General features: G+C 61.3%; 18 protein-coding genes. 2 read left to right on the forward strand and 16 right to left on the reverse strand.

Going from position 1 to position 19,959, the window contains the following annotated elements:
* Position 1: 1 nt before the first annotated feature.
* The 8 genes from pabC to ACP7CJ_RS25500 all read right to left on the reverse strand — a co-directional run bounded on the left by pabC (position 2) and on the right by ACP7CJ_RS25500 (position 6,190).
* Positions 2-817 (reverse strand): aminodeoxychorismate lyase, encoded by an 816-nt coding sequence (pabC, locus tag ACP7CJ_RS25465; RefSeq protein ID WP_247408289.1) that lies wholly within the window; start codon positions 815-817, stop codon positions 2-4.
* The gene (gene fabF / locus ACP7CJ_RS25470) at positions 817-2,061 is read right to left on the reverse strand and encodes a beta-ketoacyl-ACP synthase II (RefSeq protein ID WP_276194398.1); all 1,245 of its coding nucleotides are present in this window, start codon (positions 2,059-2,061) and stop codon (positions 817-819) included. The genes pabC and fabF overlap by 1 nt, the downstream gene beginning before the upstream one ends.
* 125 nt (positions 2,062-2,186) lie before the next feature.
* A complete protein-coding gene (gene acpP / locus ACP7CJ_RS25475; protein ID WP_003442511.1) occupies positions 2,187-2,423 on the reverse strand; it encodes an acyl carrier protein in 237 nt (78 codons plus the stop codon).
* Positions 2,424-2,615: 192 nt separating this feature from the next.
* The gene (fabG, locus tag ACP7CJ_RS25480) at positions 2,616-3,359 is read right to left on the reverse strand and encodes a 3-oxoacyl-ACP reductase FabG (protein WP_276194401.1); all 744 of its coding nucleotides are present in this window, start codon (positions 3,357-3,359) and stop codon (positions 2,616-2,618) included.
* A 24-nt stretch (positions 3,360-3,383) separates the two neighbouring features.
* Positions 3,384-4,322 carry an ACP S-malonyltransferase gene (fabD, locus tag ACP7CJ_RS25485; RefSeq protein WP_276194402.1) on the reverse strand — a complete coding sequence of 313 codons (939 nt, stop codon included), beginning with the start codon at positions 4,320-4,322 and terminating at the stop codon, positions 3,384-3,386.
* Positions 4,323-4,448: 126 nt separating this feature from the next.
* Entirely contained in the window at positions 4,449-5,459 is a 1,011-nt protein-coding gene (plsX, locus tag ACP7CJ_RS25490; protein ID WP_276194403.1) for a phosphate acyltransferase PlsX, read from the reverse strand.
* Positions 5,460-5,463: 4 nt separating this feature from the next.
* Positions 5,464-5,646, reverse strand: a complete 183-nt coding sequence (rpmF, locus tag ACP7CJ_RS25495; RefSeq protein WP_008152339.1) for a 50S ribosomal protein L32 — start codon at positions 5,644-5,646, stop codon at positions 5,464-5,466.
* Positions 5,647-5,659: 13 nt separating this feature from the next.
* Entirely contained in the window at positions 5,660-6,190 is a 531-nt protein-coding gene (locus ACP7CJ_RS25500) for a YceD family protein (protein WP_247405338.1), read from the reverse strand.
* 105 nt (positions 6,191-6,295) lie between these two features.
* Here ACP7CJ_RS25500 and ACP7CJ_RS25505 point away from each other — a divergent pair, with 105 nt between their 5' ends.
* Entirely contained in the window at positions 6,296-6,874 is a 579-nt protein-coding gene (locus ACP7CJ_RS25505) for a Maf family protein (RefSeq protein WP_426102617.1), read from the forward strand.
* A gap of 130 nt (positions 6,875-7,004) precedes the next feature.
* Here ACP7CJ_RS25505 and ACP7CJ_RS25510 read toward each other — a convergent pair whose 3' ends face one another.
* From ACP7CJ_RS25510 to rluC, 3 genes are read right to left on the reverse strand one after another with little or no spacing between them, the layout of a single operon-like run.
* Positions 7,005-7,988: a S49 family peptidase gene (locus tag ACP7CJ_RS25510; RefSeq protein ID WP_276194406.1), complete on the reverse strand. Its 984-nt coding sequence runs from the start codon at positions 7,986-7,988 to the stop codon at positions 7,005-7,007.
* Positions 7,989-8,009: 21 nt separating this feature from the next.
* A complete protein-coding gene (locus ACP7CJ_RS25515) occupies positions 8,010-8,672 on the reverse strand; it encodes an HAD-IA family hydrolase (protein ID WP_276194408.1) in 663 nt (220 codons plus the stop codon).
* Positions 8,659-9,618, reverse strand: coding sequence for a 23S rRNA pseudouridine(955/2504/2580) synthase RluC (gene rluC, locus ACP7CJ_RS25520; protein ID WP_276194410.1), 960 nt, complete (start codon positions 9,616-9,618; stop codon positions 8,659-8,661). The genes ACP7CJ_RS25515 and rluC overlap by 14 nt, the downstream gene beginning before the upstream one ends.
* A gap of 768 nt (positions 9,619-10,386) precedes the next feature.
* Between rluC and rne the strand changes: the two genes are divergently transcribed.
* A complete protein-coding gene (gene rne / locus ACP7CJ_RS25525; RefSeq protein ID WP_426102615.1) occupies positions 10,387-13,605 on the forward strand; it encodes a ribonuclease E in 3,219 nt (1,072 codons plus the stop codon).
* A gap of 170 nt (positions 13,606-13,775) precedes the next feature.
* Here rne and ACP7CJ_RS25530 read toward each other — a convergent pair whose 3' ends face one another.
* The 5 genes from ACP7CJ_RS25530 to ACP7CJ_RS25550 form a co-directional block, all read right to left on the reverse strand.
* Positions 13,776-14,360 (reverse strand): nucleotidyltransferase family protein, encoded by a 585-nt coding sequence (locus ACP7CJ_RS25530; RefSeq protein WP_426102613.1) that lies wholly within the window; start codon positions 14,358-14,360, stop codon positions 13,776-13,778.
* The gene (locus ACP7CJ_RS25535; RefSeq protein WP_426102611.1) at positions 14,357-15,343 is read right to left on the reverse strand and encodes an XdhC family protein; all 987 of its coding nucleotides are present in this window, start codon (positions 15,341-15,343) and stop codon (positions 14,357-14,359) included. The genes ACP7CJ_RS25530 and ACP7CJ_RS25535 overlap by 4 nt, the downstream gene beginning before the upstream one ends.
* Positions 15,343-17,664 carry a molybdopterin cofactor-binding domain-containing protein gene (locus ACP7CJ_RS25540; protein ID WP_426102609.1) on the reverse strand — a complete coding sequence of 774 codons (2,322 nt, stop codon included), beginning with the start codon at positions 17,662-17,664 and terminating at the stop codon, positions 15,343-15,345. The genes ACP7CJ_RS25535 and ACP7CJ_RS25540 overlap by 1 nt, the downstream gene beginning before the upstream one ends.
* Positions 17,661-18,131, reverse strand: coding sequence for a (2Fe-2S)-binding protein (locus tag ACP7CJ_RS25545; protein WP_247395888.1), 471 nt, complete (start codon positions 18,129-18,131; stop codon positions 17,661-17,663). Before ACP7CJ_RS25545 ends, ACP7CJ_RS25540 begins: the two co-directional genes overlap by 4 nt.
* Before the next feature lie 254 nt (positions 18,132-18,385).
* Positions 18,386-19,717, reverse strand: coding sequence for a dicarboxylate/amino acid:cation symporter (locus ACP7CJ_RS25550; protein WP_276194416.1), 1,332 nt, complete (start codon positions 19,715-19,717; stop codon positions 18,386-18,388).
* Between the last annotated feature and the right edge of the window lie 242 nt (positions 19,718-19,959).

A 19,959-nucleotide genomic window follows, 5' to 3' on the forward strand; every position in this document is an offset into this window, starting at 1 on the left:
CTCAAATATCCAATAGCGTGCGAACAATGCCCTGCAGTTTACGGGTGAGCGGCCCAACCGGCCAGCTCATCGCAGCGCAGTCGCGCACCGGCCAAATGCCATAAACGCTGTTGCAGACAAAAACCTCGTCGGCCGACTGCAACTGCTCAAGGCTGATATCGGCCACGACCACCGGGGTGCCGAGCGCCTGCGCCTGGGCCAGGATCTCGGCACGCATGACCCCGGCCACGCCGCAACGATTCAGATCGGCGGTCAGCAACACGCCGTTGCGCACCAGGAACAGGTTGCTGAACACGCCTTCGATGACGCGCCCGGACATATCCAGCATCAAACCTTCGGCATGCTCGGCATCTTGCCACTCGGCGCGAGCGATCACTTGTTCGAGGCGATTGAGATGTTTAAGACCGGCCAGCAGCGGCTGCTCGGACAAACGGGTGACGCACGGAAACAGGCGGATACCGTCGGCGCCATGAGCCTGGGAATAAGCAGCAGGCGGACTGCCCTGCAGGATACGGCGCACCGGGGCGCCGGGGTTGATGCCATAACCGCGCAGGCTGTCGCCACGGGTGAGGATCAACTTGAGTACGCCGTCGCCGAGGGCGGTGGCGTAAGCGAGCACTTCGCTGCGGACCAATGCGTGGTCCGCAACCAATGCCAACCGCCTGCAACCTTCAGCCAGGCGTTGCAGGTGGCGGTCGAGCAACACGGGTTGCCCGGCCTTGACGGCGATGGTTTCGAACAGGCCATCGCCATACGCCAGGCCGCGATCTTTCAGGGGCACGCTGTCCGCTGGCTGACCGTCGACCCAGCTATGCATTACTCAGCGAACCGGCGGAACACCAGGGAACCGTTGGTACCACCGAAACCGAACGAGTTGGACAACACCACGTCGATCGGCATTTTCTGCGCTTCGTGAGGCACGAAGTTCAGGTCGCAGCCTTCATCCGGCTCATCGAGGTTGATGGTCGGCGGAGCGACCTGATCCTTGATGGCCAGTACGCTGAAGATCGCTTCGACCGCGCCCGCCGCACCCAACAGGTGGCCGGTCATGGACTTGGTGGAGCTGACCGCCAGCTTGTAGGCGTGCTCGCCGAATACCGACTTGACCGCTTCGGCTTCCGCCAGGTCGCCGGTCGCCGTCGAAGTACCGTGGGCGTTGATGTACTGCACCCGGTCCGGGCTGATCTTCGCATCGCGCAGGGCGTTGGTAATGCAACGTGCGGCGCCGGCACCGTCGGAAGGTGGCGAAGTCATGTGGTAGGCGTCGCCACTCATGCCAAAACCGATCAGCTCGGCGTAGATCGTCGCACCACGCGCCTTAGCGTGTTCCAGCTCTTCCAGCACCAGGGCACCGGCGCCGTCGGCCAGGACGAAACCGTCACGACCTTTGTCCCACGGACGGCTGGCGCGAGCGGGCTCGTCGTTGCGGGTCGACAGCGCACGTGACGCGCCGAAACCGCCCATGCCCAGGCCGCACGCCGCCATTTCGGCGCCACCGGCGATCATCACGTCCGCTTCGTCATAGGCAATGTTGCGCGCGGCCATGCCGATGCAATGAGTACCTGTGGTGCAAGCGGTAGCAATCGCGTAGTTAGGTCCCTGTGCGCCCAGATGGATGGACAGGAAACCGGAAATCATATTGATGATCGAACCCGGCACGAAGAACGGTGAAATTCGACGGGGGCCGGACTCGTGCAACGTGCGGCTGGTCTCTTCGATATTGGTCAAACCACCAATACCAGACCCCATGGCCACGCCGATGCGCTCACGGTTGGCGTCGGTGACTTCCAGGCCAGCGTCACGCACTGCCTGAAAACCCGCTGCCAGGCCGTATTGAATGAACAGGTCGAGTTTGCGGGACTCTTTGATCGAGAGGTATTCCTCGACATTGAACCCCTTTACCGAGCCGCCAAAACGGGTGGAATAGGCAGAAAGGTCCGTGTGTTCGATCAGACCGATACCACTGCGGCCAGCCAGAATGCCCTGCCAACTGCTCGACACATCCGTGCCCAGTGGCGACAACATACCCATACCGGTGACTACGACGCGTCTACGCGACACAGCACTCTCCTTTTTCTAATGACGACACTTTGCTTCAGAATCACTTTTCATCAGAGCTAAAGAAAAAACCGCACGCCTTTACAGCAGTGCGGTTTTCCCTGACAGCAAGCGACGACTACAAACTATTACGCCTGGTGGTTAGTAACGTAGTCGATTGCAGCTTGAACAGTAGTGATTTTTTCAGCTTCTTCGTCCGGGATTTCGGTCTCGAATTCCTCTTCCAGAGCCATCACCAGCTCAACGGTGTCAAGGGAGTCGGCACCCAGGTCTTCAACGAAGGAAGCAGTGTTGACCACTTCTTCTTCTTTAACGCCCAGTTGCTCGGCAACGATTTTCTTGACGCGCTCTTCGATGGTGCTCATACCTTGTTTTCACTCCTAATGGACAAATTCAGGCAGCTGGCCAGTGGGTAAGTGTATAGAAAGCCATTTCAGCTTTTCAACTGAAAGGTTCACCCAGTACCCGGTCGGCCACCCGCCTATAAATTAAGTTGCAGCTTTATAACGGATTTTAGACAGCTCGTATGACATTTTTTTGAAGCGATCCGTCACAATTTAACTCATGTACATCCCGCCGTTAACCGGGATTGTAGCCCCAGTCACGTATGCCGCACCGTCGGATGCCAGGAAAGTGACCACATTCGCGATCTCTTGAGCCTGGCCAAGACGGCCCAGCGGAATCTGCGTCAGCAAGGCTTCACGCTGTGCTTCCGGCAGTTCGCGGGTCATATCGGTGTCGATGAACCCTGGGGCCACCGAGTTGACCGTAATCGACCGCGAGCCGACTTCACGCGCCAATGCGCGGCTGAAACCTTCCAGACCGGCCTTCGCCGCGGCGTAGTTTACTTGGCCTGCGTTGCCCATGGCACCCACTACGGAGCCAATATTGATAATTCGGCCCCAACGCGCCTTGGTCATGCCGCGCAAAACGCCCTTGGACAGGCGAAACAGACTGTTCAGGTTGGTGTCGACCACGTCATGCCACTCGTCGTCTTTCATCCGCATCATCAGGTTATCGCGGGTGATACCGGCGTTATTCACCAGAATCGCAGGCGCGCCGAACTGTGCGCTGATCTCGGCCAGTACGGCAGCCACGGACTCATCGCTGGTCACATTCAGCTCAAGGCCGGTGCCTTGCACGCCGTTTTCCTTCAGGGTCGCGGCGATACGCTCGGCGCCCGCAGCGGAAGTGGCAGTGCCGATCACGATGGCGCCCTGACGGCCCAGCTCCAGGGCAATCGCCTGGCCAATGCCACGGCTTGCGCCGGTAACCAGTGCAACTTTACCTTGCAGACTCATGCAGGCTTCTCCTAAGTTTGGGGATCAGGCCAGTGCCGCGCGAGCGGCAGCGAAGGCATCCGGGGTATTGAGGTTGGCGGTCGACACGCCGTCGGCGCAGCGCTTGTTCAGGCCGGCCAGGACTTTGCCCGGGCCGCACTCGACCAGCTCGGTGGCGCCGTTGGCGGCCAGGGTCTGCACCGATTCAACCCAGCGCACCGGCTTGTAGAGCTGCTCCAGCAGGTCGCGCTTGAGGGTGTCGAGATCCGCTGCAACTGCCGCGCTGACGTTCTGCACCAGCGGGATCTGCGGCGCCTGCCAGTTGATGGCCGCGATGGACTCGGCAAAACGCTCGGCCGCCGGGCGCATCAGTTCGCAATGCGACGGCACACTCACCGGCAACGGCAAGGCACGCTTGGCGCCAAGGGCCTTGCAGCCTTCCATGGCGCGCTCAACGGCGGCCTTGGCACCGGCAATCACCACCTGGCCCGGAGAGTTGAAGTTCACCGCGCTGACCACTTCACCCTGGGCCGCTTCGGCACAGGCCTCGATCACCACAGCATCATCCAGGCCGAGAATGGCGGCCATACCGCCCTGCCCGGCCGGAACCGCTTCCTGCATCAACTGGCCACGACGTTCGACCAGCTTGACCGCTTCAGCGAGGGTCAGGCTGCCCGCAGCGACCAAGGCGCTGTATTCGCCCAGGCTGTGACCGGCCACGAACGCCGGACGCGCACCACCTTCCGCCAGCCACAAGCGCCACAGGGCGATCGAAGCGGTGAGGATGGCCGGCTGGGTTTTATCGGTTTGATTGAGTTGCTCTTCCGGCCCCTGCTGGGTCAGCGCCCACAGGTCGTAACCCAGGGCATCGGAAGCTTCCTTGAAGGTTTCCAGGATCAGCGGATAGTGCGCGCCCAGCTCGGCCAACATGCCGAGGGACTGCGAACCCTGCCCTGGAAAGACGAATGCGAGGGATGTAGACATGTAACAAGCCCCTAATGATCTGGTCGTCGGATATGGGCGCTCCTACGATGGGAGCGCACGAAACTGACAGATTGGATGGTCAATTGAACCGGCCGGTCACATTTAAGCATTTCCGGGCCGATTCGCCTAAGGCAACAGGTCCTCCAGGCGGCCGTGCAAGCGCTGCGGCAAGTTTTCCTGGATCTCGATCAAGGCCCGTGCAATCGCGCTCTGAAAGCCTTCCACCCCCGCTGAACCATGGCTTTTCACCACGATCCCCTGCAAGCCGAGAAAGCTCGCGCCATTATGCCGCGCCGGGGCCAGGTCCGCCTGCAGGCGGCGCATCAGCGGCAGCGCCAAGGCGCCGACCAGGCGTGTGGCCAGGTTGCGCTTGAACAAAGTCTCAATCCGCGAGGCAATCATGGTGGCCAGGCCTTCGCTGGATTTAAGCAGGATATTGCCGACAAATCCGTCACACACCACCACATCCGCCTCGCCGCGATACAAACCGTCACCTTCGACAAAGCCGATGTAGTTCAAACCCCGCGCACCTTGCAGCAAAGCGGCGGCGAGCTTGACCTGTTGGTTGCCCTTGATGTCTTCGGTGCCGATATTCAGCAAGGCCACCCGCGGACGGGCCACACCCAGCGCTTCGGCAGCCACCGAGCCCATCACAGCGAACTGGAACAGGTGCTCGGCGCTGCAATCGACATTCGCGCCCAGGTCCAGCAACTGGCAATAGCCTGCCTGCGTCGGTATCGCCGCGACCATCGCCGGTCGGTCGATCCCCGGCAAGGTCTTGAGCACATGCCGTGACAACGCCATCAGCGCGCCCGTATTGCCGGCGCTGACACAGGCTTGCACCTTGCCATCACGCAACAACTCAAGGGCGATCCGCATTGAAGAATCAGGCTTGCCACGCAAGGCGACCGCCGGCTTTTCATCCATGCCGATGGCTTCGCTGGCTGGCGTAATCGTCAGGCGCGCGCAATCCACCGCCGGATGGCTGGCAATCAGTTCTTCAAGAAGGGAAGGTTGACCGACGAGGGTCAGGTGCAGCGAGGGCGTGGCAGACAGGCTGGCAATGCAGGCCTGAACAATGCTGCGGGGACCGAAGTCCCCGCCCATTGCGTCAATCGCGATGACTTGAGCAGACAAGTGATTACTCGTCAGCGCCCTTGTCGATCACTTTACGGCCACGGTATACGCCTTCTGGCGATACGTGGTGACGCAGGTGAATTTCACCGGTGGTTTTTTCTACAGACAGAGTGCTCGCCGTCAGGGCGTCGTGCGAACGACGCATGTCACGGGCAGAGCGGGATTTTTTGTTCTGCTGAACAGCCATAATTGATTAACTCCTAAACGTTTGGGTCACGCTTTAACTGCGCCAATACACTGAACGGGTTGGACCGCGTTACCTCGTCCTCGCTCGGTTCGGACTCGTCATCGAGGCCCGCCGGCTGCTGGCATTCTTCCGGATGATGAGCAGGCACAATGGGCAAGGCGAGCAAAAGCTCCTCCTCGATCAGTGCATGCAGATCCAAAGGATCTTCGCCCAGTTCCAGCACGTCATAACCTTTCGGCAACGACTGGGTATTCGCACCCTCCTTTACCACAGCATAACTGCACTCGCTGTGGATCGGCAGGGTGACCAGCTCAAGACAACGCTGGCAAACCATTTTGACCTCGGTGTCGATAAAGCTGTGAATAACCACAGATTTACGTTCATCTCGTTCAAAAACGAATTTAGCCTGCACCGTACCGACAGTGTCGGAAAGCGGGTCGCAGAGTCTCTTCAAATCGGCCAGCAGCAATTCACCTTGAAGGGAAGTGCCACGATCAGCCAATTTGCGCGGGTCAACGTGAGGTGGAATCGGGTCATTCAACATAGGCGCAGCATTATAGGGATGCACCCAGCCATGTCAAAGGAAATTCAGCCCTGGGCGTCAGCCGGTCGCCCCGCTAGAATCCCCAGCCGCCCCGAGGAGACGCCCATGCTGCCTTTATTACTCGCATCCAGCTCGATTTATCGCCGGGAATTGCTGGACCGCCTGCACCTGCCGTTCATCTGCAGCTCGCCGGATATCGATGAAAGCCGCCGTGCAAATGAGTCAGCCGTCGAACTGGTCAAGCGCCTAGCCGAAGAGAAAGCCCGCGCCCTCGCCGCCAGTCATTCAGGCCATCTGATCATCGGCTCTGACCAGGTGGCCGCACTGGAAGGCCGGATCATCGGCAAGCCCCACACCTTCGAGAACGCTCGCGAGCAACTGCTGGCCGCCAGCGGCAAGCGTGTCAGCTTCCTCACCGGGCTGGCGCTGCTGAACAGCGAGACCGGGCACTGTCAGGTGGACTGCGTGCCGTTTACCGTCCACATGCGCATACTGGACACGGAGCAGGTTGAACGCTACCTGCGGATCGAGCAGCCGTATGACTGCGCGGGCAGCTTCAAGGCCGAAGGGCTGGGTGTGAGCCTGTTTCAAAGCACCGAAGGCTCGGACGCGACCAGCCTTGTCGGCTTGCCGCTGATCCGCCTGGTGGACATGCTGCTGGCCGAAGGCATACAGATCCCTTAAAACCGCCACAAAACCAATGTGGGAGGGGGCTTGCTCCCGATAGCAGTGGATCAGCCAGCTTATCTGTAGCTGACCCACCGCAATCGGGGGCAAGCCCCCTCCCACATTTATCTACACAGACCTTGAGATTTCAGCGCAGGGCCGGGCCCTGGAAGCCCATGTACAGGGCCAACTTCTCAGCCACGCTGGCGCCGAGCTTCTTGGAGAAACGGTCAAACGGCGATTCCTCAACGGTGAAGTCCACCAGTTCCTTCTCACCAATCACGTCCCGCGCCACCGAGCTGGCACTGCCCAGGCCATCGATCAAGCCCAGCGGCAAGGCCTGCTCCCCAGACCAAACCAGCCCAGAGAACAGTTCTGGATGATCTTTATCCTTCAGACGATCCCCACGCCCCTGCTTGACGCTGGCGATGAACTGGCGATGGGTGGTGTCGAGCACACTCTGCCAGAACTGGGTTTCATCGGCCTTTTGCGGCTGGAACGGGTCGAGAAACGACTTATGCTCGCCCGAGGTGTAGGTGCGACGCTCCACGCCCAGCTTCTCCATGGTGCCGACAAAGCCGTAACCGGCCGCCGTCACACCAATGGAACCGACCAGGCTGGCCTTGTCGGCGTAGATTTGGTCAGCAGCACTGGCGATGTAATACGCGCCCGAGGCGCCCAGGTCGGAAATCACCGCGTACAGCTTCGTCTGAGGGTGCAGCGCGCGCAGGCGGCGAATCTCGTCATACACGTAGCCCGACTGCACCGGACTGCCGCCTGGGCTGTTGATGCGCAGGATCACGCCCTTGACCTTGGGGTCTTCAAACGCGGTGCGCAGACTGCTGACGATATTGTCGGCACTGGCGGACTCCTTGTCGGCAATCACCCCGCGCACTTCGATCAGGGCGGTGTAGTTGGGGCCACGGGTCGCGCTTTTTTCCATGTCCATCAGCGGACTGAACAGCGCCAGCATGCCGAGCAGGTAAACAAAGGTCAGCAGCTTGAAGAAAATCCCCCAACGCCGCGAACGACGCTGCTCCTGCACGCTGGCCAGGAGGGTCTTCTCCAGCAGCTTCCAGCTCTTGTCATCACCGCTGTCGGCCTTTTCGGGCGCTTTCCACTCATCACTCATGCCATCTACCCCAGCAAAGACTTAGTGAGCCCGGCTGAGCCAGGCCTGCAATTCAGAAAAATGATCGATCGTCAGCCTGGGCTCGTATTGCTGCAACGCCTCGGCAGCCTGGGCGCCATAGCTGACCGCCACGCTGTCGATGCCAGCGTTGCGAGCCATCATCAGGTCGAAGGAAGCGTCGCCCACCATCAGCGCCTGGCGTGGCGACACGCCACAATGGGCGAGTATCTGCTCAAGCATCAGCGGATGGGGCTTGCTGGCGGTTTCATCCGCTGCGCGGGTGATGTCGAAATAGCCTTCCCAGCCGTGAGCCCTGAGCACCCGATCCAGGCCGCGACGGGCCTTGCCGGTGGCGACCGCCAGGTGATAACCCTCGGCACGGAATGCTTCCAGGGACTGCACCACACCGTCAAACAGCGGCGAAGGCTCGGCCTCCAGCGCGATGTAGTGATCGGCGTAATGCTCGCGGAACGCGACCAATTCATCGTCAGCGATTTCCGGGTACAAGGTGCGAATCGCCTCGGGCAACCCCAGACCGATAATGCCCTTGACTGCCAGGTCGCTGCACAGCTCATAGCCCGAACGGGTCGACGCCACGTGCATCGACTCGACAATCCGGCCAATGGAATCACACAGCGTGCCGTCCCAATCGAAAATCAGCAGCTTGTAGTCAAGGTGCGACACTCAAGCGCTCCACGGTCTTGGCCCACATGTCATCGACCGGCGCCTGCAACTTCAATTCGCCACCATCGGGCAGCGGCACGGTGAGCATGTAGGCGTGCAGGAACAGGCGCTTGCCGCCCAGGTCGCGAATCTCCTTGGAGAACGCCTCGTCGCCGTACTTGGTGTCGCCGGCAATGCAGTGGCCCGCATGCAGGGTGTGGACGCGAATCTGGTGAGTGCGCCCGGTGACTGGCTTGGCCTCGACCAAGGTGGCGAAGTCGCCGAAGCGGCGCAGCACCTTGAACAGGGTCAGGGCCTCTTTGCCCTCCTCGTCCACTTCGACCATGCGCTCGCCGGAGCGCAGGTTGCTCTTCTGCAACGGCGCGCGGACGCTCTTGATCGAGCTGGCCCAGTTGCCGCGCACCAGCGCCATGTAGCGCTTGTCCACGCCATCACCGCGCAGGGCGGCGTGCAGATGGCGCAACATGCTGCGTTTCTTGGCGATCATGAGCAGGCCGGAGGTGTCGCGATCAAGGCGGTGAACCAGTTCCAGTTCCTTGGCATCCGGACGCAACTGACGAAAGGCTTCGATCACACCGAAACTCAGGCCGCTGCCACCGTGAACCGCAATGCCACAGGGCTTGTTGATCACGATCAGCTTGCTGTCTTCAAAGACAATCGACGCCTCAAGGCGCTGCAGCAGGCCCTGGGCCAGTGGCACAGGCTCATCACGCTCCGGCACGCGCACCGGCGGCACGCGGATGATATCGCCCGCCTGCAGCTTGTACTCGGGCTTGATGCGGCCTTTGTTCACGCGCACTTCGCCTTTACGCAAAATGCGGTAGATCAAGGTCTTGGGCACGCCTTTGAGCCTGGCCAGGAGAAAATTGTCGATGCGTTGGCCGGCATATTCCGGCGAGACCTCGAGCAGCTGGACGCTGGGGGTCTGGGGGGCGGTAGTCGTCATGTCGGCGATGATAACAATTTTTTATGGAATTGAAGCACTTAATCATTACTGCTATAGTCGCGAACGCCGCCAAAAGCGGCCTGGACAGAGGACTTGCGGCAAACTGCCGGCCCTGACCATCGCAATTCATCAGGACGCGAGGCCGTCCTACGGGGCTTTCGTCACCGTGGAAAGCTCGAGATTGTAACAAGCGCAGGTGACATGAGGCCTGAAGCGAGTGCAGAAAGCAGAGTAAATACTCGCATTTTGCGCCGATATTTACGGCCAGTTCACAAAGTGCAGTCAGTCTTGGGACACACCATGGCGAATGCTTCGGAAACAAAGCCTGTTAAGAGCTGAGTGAGAGCGCAGTCGCCCACACTTGGTCTTGTTTAGCCATGAGCGTGTACTCCCCATTGGAGCACACGGTAAATGCCAACCCGCTGCGGATTCTGCGCGCGGCAGCACCCGAATTATCAGGGATACGTGTAGGGTGGAGATGCACAACCGTCGGACCGTGTAGCACTAGGCTTATATATAGACGCTTCATCTCGTCCACAGTCGCCGGTTGATTCCTCCTCCTGACCTTAGCTTTTGTTGAAGTGGTGCTTTTGTCACCACCGCTAACAAGCAGGACGCGTCCGTCGCGATACCAGCCCAATTGGCCGGTTATTGCTGGACACTGGAGTGGCCAACCACTCTTGACGCACCTGACACCGACCGTGAGAAGTCGTGTGTGCCGAACGCCGTTTCCGGCAGCCCGGAAACCGACGGTACAACATGAAAAGAATGCTGATTAACGCAACTCAACCCGAAGAGTTGCGTGTTGCGCTGGTAGATGGCCAACGCCTCTACGACCTGGACATCGAATCCGGTGCACGCGAGCAGAAGAAGGCCAACATCTATAAAGGCCGTATTACTCGCATCGAACCAAGCCTTGAGGCTGCCTTTGTCGATTTCGGCTCCGAGCGCCATGGCTTCCTGCCCCTCAAAGAAATCTCCCGCGAATACTTCAAGAAAGCCCCCGAAGGCCGCGTGAACATCAAGGACGTCCTGAGCGAAGGCCAGGAAGTCATCGTTCAGGTAGAAAAAGAAGAACGTGGCAACAAGGGCGCCGCCCTGACCACCTTCATCAGCCTGGCCGGTCGTTACCTGGTGCTGATGCCGAACAACCCACGTGCCGGCGGCATTTCCCGTCGCATCGAAGGTGAAGAGCGCAACGAACTGCGTGAAGCGCTGAACGGCCTGGTCGCTCCAGCCGACATGGGCCTGATCGTGCGCACTGCCGGCCTGGGCCGCAGCAGCGAAGAAATGCAGTGGGACCTCGACTACCTGCTGCAACTGTGGACCGCTATCAAAGAAGCGTCCCTGGATCGTTCCGCGCCGTTCCTGATCTACCAGGAAAGCAACGTGATCATCCGCGCCATCCGCGATTATCTGCGCCAGGACATCGGCGAAGTGCTGATCGACAGCGTCGAAGCCCAGGACGAAGCCCTGACCTTCATCCGCCAGGTGATGCCGCAGTACGCCAGCAAGATCAAGCTGTACGAAGACAGCGTTCCGCTGTTCAACCGTTTCCAGATCGAAAGCCAGATCGAGACCGCCTTCCAGCGCGTGGTCGAACTGCCTTCCGGCGGCTCCATCGTGATCGACCCGACCGAAGCCCTGGTGTCCATCGACATCAACTCGGCGCGCGCCACGAAAGGTAGCGACATCGAAGAAACCGCCCTGCAGACCAACCTGGAAGCGGCTGAAGAAATCGCCCGCCAGTTGCGCCTGCGTGATATCGGCGGCCTGATCGTGATCGACTTCATCGACATGACCCCCGCCAAGAACCAGCGCGCAGTGGAAGAAAAAGTCCGCGAATGCCTGGAAGCCGACCGTGCCCGCGTGCAAGTCGGCCGCATCTCGCGCTTCGGCCTGTTGGAAATGTCCCGTCAGCGCCTGCGTCCGTCCCTGGGCGAGAGCAGCGGCATTGTTTGCCCGCGCTGCAACGGCACCGGCATCATTCGTGACGTTGAATCGCTGTCCCTGGCGATCCTGCGCCTGATCGAAGAAGAAGCCCTGAAAGACCGCACCGCCGAAGTCCGCGCGCAAGTGCCGATCCCGGTTGCCGCGTTCCTGCTCAACGAAAAACGCAACTCGATCACCAAGATCGAACTGCGTACCCGTGCCCGTATCGTCATCCTGCCGAACGATCATCTCGAAACGCCGCACTTCGAAGTGCAGCGCCTGCGTGATGACAGCCCGGAAGCACACAGCGGCCAGTCCAGCTACGAAATCGCCGCTGCCGCTGCCGAAGTGGAAGAAGTCCAGCCAGCCGCCGCGACCCGCACCCTGGTTCGCCAGGAAGCTGCTGTGAAGACTGCTCCGGCGCGTGCCAACGCACCAGTTCCGGTTGAAGTCGCGGCCCCAGTTGCCGCCCCGGCCGCGCTGCCTGAGCCAAGCCTGTTCAAAGGCTTGGTGAAGTCGCTGGTCAGCCTGTTCGCCAGCAAGGAAGAACCTGCGGCACCGGTTGTGGTTGAAAAACCTGCCACCGAGCGCCCAGCGCGTAACGAAGAGCGTCGCAACGGTCGTCAGCAGAGCCGTAACCGCAACGGTCGCCGTGACGAAGAGCGCAAGCCGCGCGAAGAACGTGCCCCGCGTGAAGAGCGCGCACCCCGTGAAGAGCGTGCGCCTCGCGAAGCCCGCGAAGAGACCCCGGCCGTGGTAGCCCGTGAAGAACGTGCACCGCGTGAAGAGCGCGCACCGCGCCCACCCCGCGCCCCACGTGAAGATCGCAAGCCACGTGGCGAGCGCGAAGAACGTGTGCGTGAACTGCGCGAGCCGCTGGACGCCGCGCCTGCCGTTGCCGCCGCGACTGCTACTGCTGCTGCCGCCACCCCAGAAGAACGCCCGGCTCGCCCGCCGCGTGAAGAGCGTGCGCCACGTGAAGAGCGCCAACCACGCGCACCGCGTGAAGAACGTCAACCACGCACCGAGCAGGCGGCTAGCGCCAGCGAAGAAGACGACGACGAAGTGCTGACCGGCGAAGAGCAACTGCTGGAAGACGGCCAGGACAACGCCGAAGGCGATCGTCCACGCCGCCGCTCCCGCGGTCAGCGTCGTCGCAGCAACCGTCGTGAGCGTCAACGTGATGCCAACGGCAACGTGATCGAAGGTTCGGAAGAAGCCGGCGAGAACGCAGAAGCCGCCAACAGCGAACCGACTGGCGCCGAACTGGCTGCCGGCCTGGCCGTTACCGCTGCCGTTGCCAGCTCGGTCATCAGCGCACCTGCTGAAGCCCAGGCTCACGAGCAGGCTGAACGCGCCACTGCCGCCGTCGAAGAAACCGTTGCGGTAGAGGCACCAGTCGCCGAGACCCCAGTGGTTGAAGCACCGGTCGTAGAAGCAACCACCCCGATCGAAGCCCCAGTGGTTGCGGAAGTGGAAGTTGCGCCGGTTCGCGAAGCCCAACCAGAAACCGAAGTAGTTGCTGCGGAGCCTGCCCCGGTGGTTGAGCCACAGCCAGTGGTTGAAGCCGTTGTCGAAGCACCGGTTGTCGAAGAAGCCGCCCCGGCCGTGCGTGAAGTTCGCGAAGAACAGACCGCCTTCCAGTGGACAGCCGAACCTGCCGCACCGGTTGAAGCGCCCGCCCCTGCCCCTGTGGTAGAAGCAGCGCCAACCCCGGTTGTCGAAGTGGTTGAAGCCGCTCCGGTAGCGGTTGCCGAGCCTGCGCCAGTGGTTGAAGCACCCGTCGTTGCCGAACCCGCCGCCCCGGTGGTTGAAGCCGCACCGGCCATTACCCTGACCGAAAACGGCCGTGCGCCGAACGACCCACGTGAAGTGCGCCGTCGCCGCAAGGAAGCCGAAGCTGCCGCCGCTGCTGCCGCTGCCGCACCGGCTGCCGCCGAAGTGGTCGAACACACTGCCCCATTCGTCGACGAGACCCCGAGTTCCGTTGAAGAAGTGGCAGAGCACCACCCAAAAGCCCTGGAAGAAGAGCACGAGCCTAAACCTCTCGTTTGATTCCATCCGCCACTAAAAAGCCCCGTCTGATCACTCAGGCGGGGCTTTTTTATGCCAATTGTCAAAACGCTGAAAAACCAATGTGGGAGGGGGCTTGCTCCCGATTGCGATGTATCAGTCACCAGATATGTTGGCTGGCCCGCAATCGGGGGCAAGCCCCCTCCCACATTTCAGAGCGGTTTGAAATCCAACAGATGCGGAAGATCCACATCCCAGAGTACGCCAGGATCACTTACCTGGATCTCGCGCACTTGCCCCTGGGCAAATAGTGGCTTGGCCCCGCAATCACCCGTCAACGCCATCAACGCCGGCCCGAACGCCCGTCCAAACGCAACCGGATGCCCATACTGGCCGGCATGCACCGGCACACTGATACCGTCTATGCGCTCCAACACCCGTTCAATGCTGGACGGCAGAATGAACGGCATATCACCCAGCACCACCAGCCAGCCATCGCTGGAACCACTGGCCGCGACCGCTGCGGCAATGCTGTCGCCCATTCCGCCTGAGCACAGCTGCACTACCTCGCAGCCACGGGCCTGCGCCAGACGAATGACTTCAAGCCGATCGGGCGAGGTCACCACCACGCGTTTTACAGCGCACGCCGGCAAATTCACCAGCACCTGCTCGATCACCGGCCGCACTACGGCGTCCCGGCCCACGCAATCAGCCAGCAACTTATCCTGATCAGCCGCGGCTGCAGCGCGAAAACGACTGCCCTGCCCCGCCGCCAGCACAATCACCGTGACGCTCATTCAACCTGCACCGGCATCGGCTTTTTCTGCAGCAGTGCCACGCCGTTCTTGATCGCGACAATTTCCGCCAGCAACGACAGGGCAATCTCCGCCGGTGTATGGCTGCCGATATGCAAACCGATCGGCCCATGCAGCCGCGCAATCGCCTGCGCAGACATCCCCAGCGCCGCCAGGTTTTCCCGGCGTTTACGGGTGTTGACCCGCGAACCCAGCGCGCCGATATAGAACGCGCTGGAGTTCAATGCCGTCAGCAACGCCATATCGTCCAGGCGCGGATCGTGGGTCAGGCAGACGATAGCCGTGCGTTCGTCGGTCTGGATGTTCAGCACCGCTTCATCAGGCATGCCGGGCACAAAGCGGCCATGCTGTTCTTCCCAGCCATACACGAACTCTTCACGCGGGTCGCAGATCAGCACTTCGAAATCCAGCAACCGCGCCATTTGCGCCACATAGCGTGACAGCTGCCCGGCGCCGATCAACAGCAGGCGCCAGCGCGGGCCATAAATGGCGCGCAAGCGCTCGCCGTCGAAGGTCACCACGTCGGTCTTGCTCGCAGCGCTCAAGCGCACATTGCCGGTGGCCAGGTCCAACTCGCGAGCGACGATTTCATGGGCTTCACAGCGCGCCAGCAACTCGGCCACCCACTGCCACTCCATCACGCGCTCTTCGGTCAGGCGCAGGGTGCCGCCACACGGCAGGCCAAACCGCGCCGCTTCATCGCGCGTCACGCCGTAGGTCACCAACTGCACCGCTGGCCCATCATCCGCCAACCGACCATCCTGCAAACGCGCAATCAAGTCATCTTCAATGCAGCCGCCGGACACCGAGCCAATCACTACCCCGTCACCGCGCAAGGCCAGCATGGCCCCGGGCGGACGCGGCGCGCTGCCCCAGGTCTGGACCACGCTGTACAACACCACCCGCTGCCCCGCGCGGCGCCATTCGAGCACGCTGCGCAGGACATTCAGATCCACACTGTCCATCAGGACTTCGTCTCCTGCCAGCCCTGCAGTTGGTAGCGCACGGGCAGGCTACGAATGCGCTTGCCGGTGGCGGCAAAGATCGCATTACACAACGCCGGCGCAATCGGCGGCACGCCGGGCTCACCGACACCACCCAACGGCACCTCGCCCTGTGGCGTGACCAGGTGTACCGCAACGACCTTGGGCGCCAGGGACATACGCGCCACTTCATACATATGGAAGTTATCCTGCTGGACCTTGCCGTCCTTGAAGCTGATTTCGCCCAATACCGCGTTGCCCAGGCCCATCACGCAGGCGCCTTCGAATTGCGAGCGAATGCGTTCCGGATTGATCTGCGGGCCGCAGTCCACGGCGATATCCGCCTTGTGTACGATCAGCGTGCCGTCGTCTTTGACTTCGACCTCGATCACCGCCGCCACATAGGTGACGAAACTGTAATGCACCGCCAGCCCCAGTCCTCGGCCCTTGGGCAGCGTGCGCCCCCAGCCGGCGGCCTTGGCGGCGGTTTCCAGCACACCGCGCAGGCGGGCGGTATCGATCGGGTAGCGCTCCGGGGATTCGCCGTAGTTCCACTCATCGCTCAGGGTTTTAGGATCGATCTGACGATCCGGCCCGAGTAACTTGAGTTGGTACTGCAACGGGTCCTGACCGGCCTTATGCGCCAGCTCATCAACAAAGCTCTGAATCGCAAAACCGTGGGGGATGTTCGACACCGAGCGATACCAGCCAACCCGGGTGTGAGCCGCAGCTTCGGGGTTTTCCAGGCGCACGTTGGGAATCGCGTAGGCCATGTTGGTAAAGCCCATGCCCAGCTCGAACGCCGCCTCATGGTTCATGCCCGGCGCAAACAGTGCGGTGATGCTCGGCGCGACGGTGCGGTGCAGCCAGGCAGAAGGCAGGCCGTCCTTGTTCAGGCCAGCCTTGAGGTACTCGGCGGAAACCGTGTGGAAGTAGGAGTTGTGGATATCATCTTCACGGGTCCACTGCACGCGCACGGCCTTGCCGGGGAATTCCTTGGCGAGGATGGCCGCCTCGACCACGAAGTCCGGCTTGGACTTGCGACCGAAGCCACCGCCCAGCAGCGTGACATTGATGGTCACGTTATCGAAAGGCAGGCCCAGGCGCTCGGCAACGCGCTCGCGAGTCACCTGAGGCGCCTGGCTTGGCGCCCAGGCTTCGCACTGACCCTTGTCGAAACGGGCGATGGCAACCATCGGCTCCATCGGCGACTGGGCCAGATGCGGCAGGTAATAAGCGGCTTCGAGGGTGCTGTCGGCAGCGCTCATGGCCTGGTCGAGGGTGCCGGTATTGCGCACCACTTTACCCGGTTGCTGCGCGGCCGCTTCCAGAGCCTTGCGGTAATCGATGGAGTTGTAGCCGGCGTTGACGCCGTCATCCCAGACAATGCTCAGCGCTTCACGGCCCTTGATCGCCGCCCAGGTGTTGCTCGCCACCACGGCCACGCCGCCCAGCGGCTGGAACTCCGAAGGCAGAGGGCGGCTTTCGATTTCGACGACCTTGATCACCCCCGGCACCTTCAACGCCGCACTGGCATCGAAGGATTTGACCTTGCCGCCATAGACCTGCGGCCGTGCAATGGTGGCGTAGAGCATGCCGTCGAAATGCACGTCCGCGCCGTAGACTGCGCGACCGTTAACGATGTCGACACCATCGATGGCCTTGACACCCTCTTTGCCGATGTAGCGGAACTCCGACGGCTGCTTGAGGCGCAGCGTGTCCCGCGCCGGCACCGCCAATGCACCGGCAGCGGCGGCCAATTCACCATAGCCCAGGGCGCGACCGCTGGGCTGGTGGATGACCTTATGCAACTGCGCACGGCACTCGCCCAACGGGACTTTCCACTGGTCGGCAGCCGCCTGTTCCAGCATCGCGCGCGCACTCGCGCCGCAACGCCGCATCGGTTCGAACCAGTGGCGCATGCTGCGCGAGCCATCGGTGTCCTGGTTGCCGTAACGCACTTCGTCGCCCGGCGCCTGCTGGACCCGCACATGGGCCCAATCGGCGTCCAACTCATCGGCCACCACCAGGCTCAGACTGGTACGCACGCCCTGGCCCATTTCCGAACGGTTGCAAATCACCGTCACGGTACCGTCGGTGGCGATGCTGACGTAGACCTTGGGGTCATCGATCAGCCCATGGGGCATGGCATCGCCGCCATATTTCTTGACGGCATCAGCGGCAAACGCCTCGGGCAAGCCCCAACTGGCGGCGATCACCAGCGCGCCGGTGGCGCCGACGCCCTGCAGGAAACCACGGCGACTGAGGTTATTGAGGACGAAATCAGCGGGTAAGCGGCTCATGCCTTGGCCCCCTGCAGATGCGTCGACGCCTGGCGGATCGCGGTCTTGATGCGGTTGTAAGTGCCGCACCGACAGATATTGCCGACCATCGCCTCTTCGATCTGCTCGTCACTGGGGTTGGGGTTGGTTTTCAGCAGCGCGGTGGCCGACATGATTTGCCCGCCCTGGCAGTAGCCGCACTGGGCCACGGCGCTGTCCAGCCAGGCTTGCTGCACGACCTGGCCGATCGGGTCGGTGTGCAGGTTGTCGATGGTGCTGACGGCTTGGCCCTTGACCGCGCCGATCGGGGTGATGCAACTGCGCGCCGGCGCGCCGTCGATATGAATGGTGCATGCGCCGCACAGGCCCATGCCGCAGCCGAATTTGGTGCCGTTGTAGCCCGCCACATCGCGGATCGCCCACAACAGTGGCATCTCCTCGGTGACGTCCAGTTGATGGTCTTGGCCGTTGAGTTTCAGGGTAATCATTGGGCACGCCCGCCTATTTGCTGCATTTAGGGGCGAGCCATCTGTCGCGAAAGGTATCGCTGGTTCGGGTACGCGCAGATTGGCTCAGGCTGAGGAGGCTCTCTTGTGAAGACGAATCTTCACCGGGCCTTTGATGGAACATGGGCTTAATGTAAACCAAAAATCCGCAAAGTGACCGGGCAGAAACGCAAACGCCCCGAACCAGTCGGGGCGTTTGCGGATTGCTGTGGACGTCAGTTCACGCCATCAGCGTCTTACTTGATCACCGGCGCAGGGCCTTCGGCCACGCCCAGGTCATCTTCTTCACGAGTGTCGGAGATACCACGACCACCGGAAGCCAGCTCGACGTGCAGCTTGTCTTCGTCCAGTTCGTTGACCCACTTGGCTACCACCAGGGTCGCCACGGCGTTACCGACCAGGTTGGTCAGCGCACGGGCTTCGGACATGAAGCGGTCGATACCCAGGATCAGCGCCAGACCGGCAACCGGCAGGTGGCCTACGGCCGACAGGGTCGCGGCGAGTACGATGAAACCACTGCCGGTCACGCCTGCAGCGCCTTTGGAGGACAGCAGCAGCACCAGCAACAGCGTGATCTGGTGGGTAATGTCCATGTGCGTGTCAGTCGCCTGGGCGATGAACACGGCAGCCATGGTCAGGTAGATCGACGTACCGTCGAGGTTGAACGAGTAGCCGGTCGGGATCACCAGGCCAACCACGGATTTCTTCGCGCCCAGACGCTCCATCTTGATCAGCATGCGTGGCAGTGCCGATTCAGACGAGGACGTACCCAGAACGATCAGCAGCTCTTCACGGATGTAGCGGATCAGTTTCAGCACGCTGAAACCGTGCGCGCGGCAGATGGCGCCGAGCACCACGACCACGAACAGGACGCAGGTGATGTAGAAGCAGATCATCAACTGGCCCAGTTGCACCAGCGAGCCGACACCGTAGGCACCGATGGTGAACGCCATGGCGCCGAGGGCACCGATTGGCGCGAGCTTCATGATCATGTTGATGATGTTGAACATCACGTGGGCGAAGCGATCGATGAAGTCCAGCACCGGCTTGCCGTAGGCACCCAGGCGATGCAGGGCGAAACCGAAGATCACCGAGAACATCAGGACTTGCAGGATGTCGCCGTTGGCGAAGGCACCGACGATGGTGTTCGGGATCACGTTAAGCAGGAAGCCAACGATGCTCTGGTCCGCACCAGCCGTCACGTAGGCCGCGACTTTCGAAGCGTCCAGGGTGGCCACGTCGATGTGCATGCCGGCGCCCGGCTGCACAACGTTCACCACGAACAGGCCGATCAGCAGGGCGATGGAGGACACGACTTCGAAGTACAGCAGCGCGTAGCCGCCGGTTTTGCCGACCGATTTCATGCTCTGCATGCCGGCGATGCCGCTGACAACGGTGCAGAAGATGATCGGGGCGATGACCATTTTGATCAGTTTGATAAACCCGTCACCCAGCGGCTTGAGGGCCACGCCGGTCTGCGGGTAAAAGTGGCCGAGCAAAATACCGATAACGATGGCAACGATCACCTGGAAATACAGGGATTTGTACAGTGGCTGACGAGTCGTCATTGTAAAGTTCCTCAATCGTCCCGTGTGGCAAATATCCGCCATTGCCCACGGCACTTGAATTGCGAACCCTCCTGCACTGGAGGGATTTGTTGTTTGCGAGACTTGTAGGACAAGGCCTGCGCTGTAATCCTTATCGCAAACGCCGTGCCACTTTGCTGAAACTGTCTGAAGCCCCTTAGACATAAGGGTGGGAGGGATTAAGCCGTGCCGCAACGCGGCCCGTCAGGCGGCGGTTTTCCGCC

It is taken from the genome of Pseudomonas sp. PSPC3-2, assembly GCF_049897085.1.
Lineage (GTDB): Bacteria > Pseudomonadota > Gammaproteobacteria > Pseudomonadales > Pseudomonadaceae > Aquipseudomonas > Aquipseudomonas paraveronii.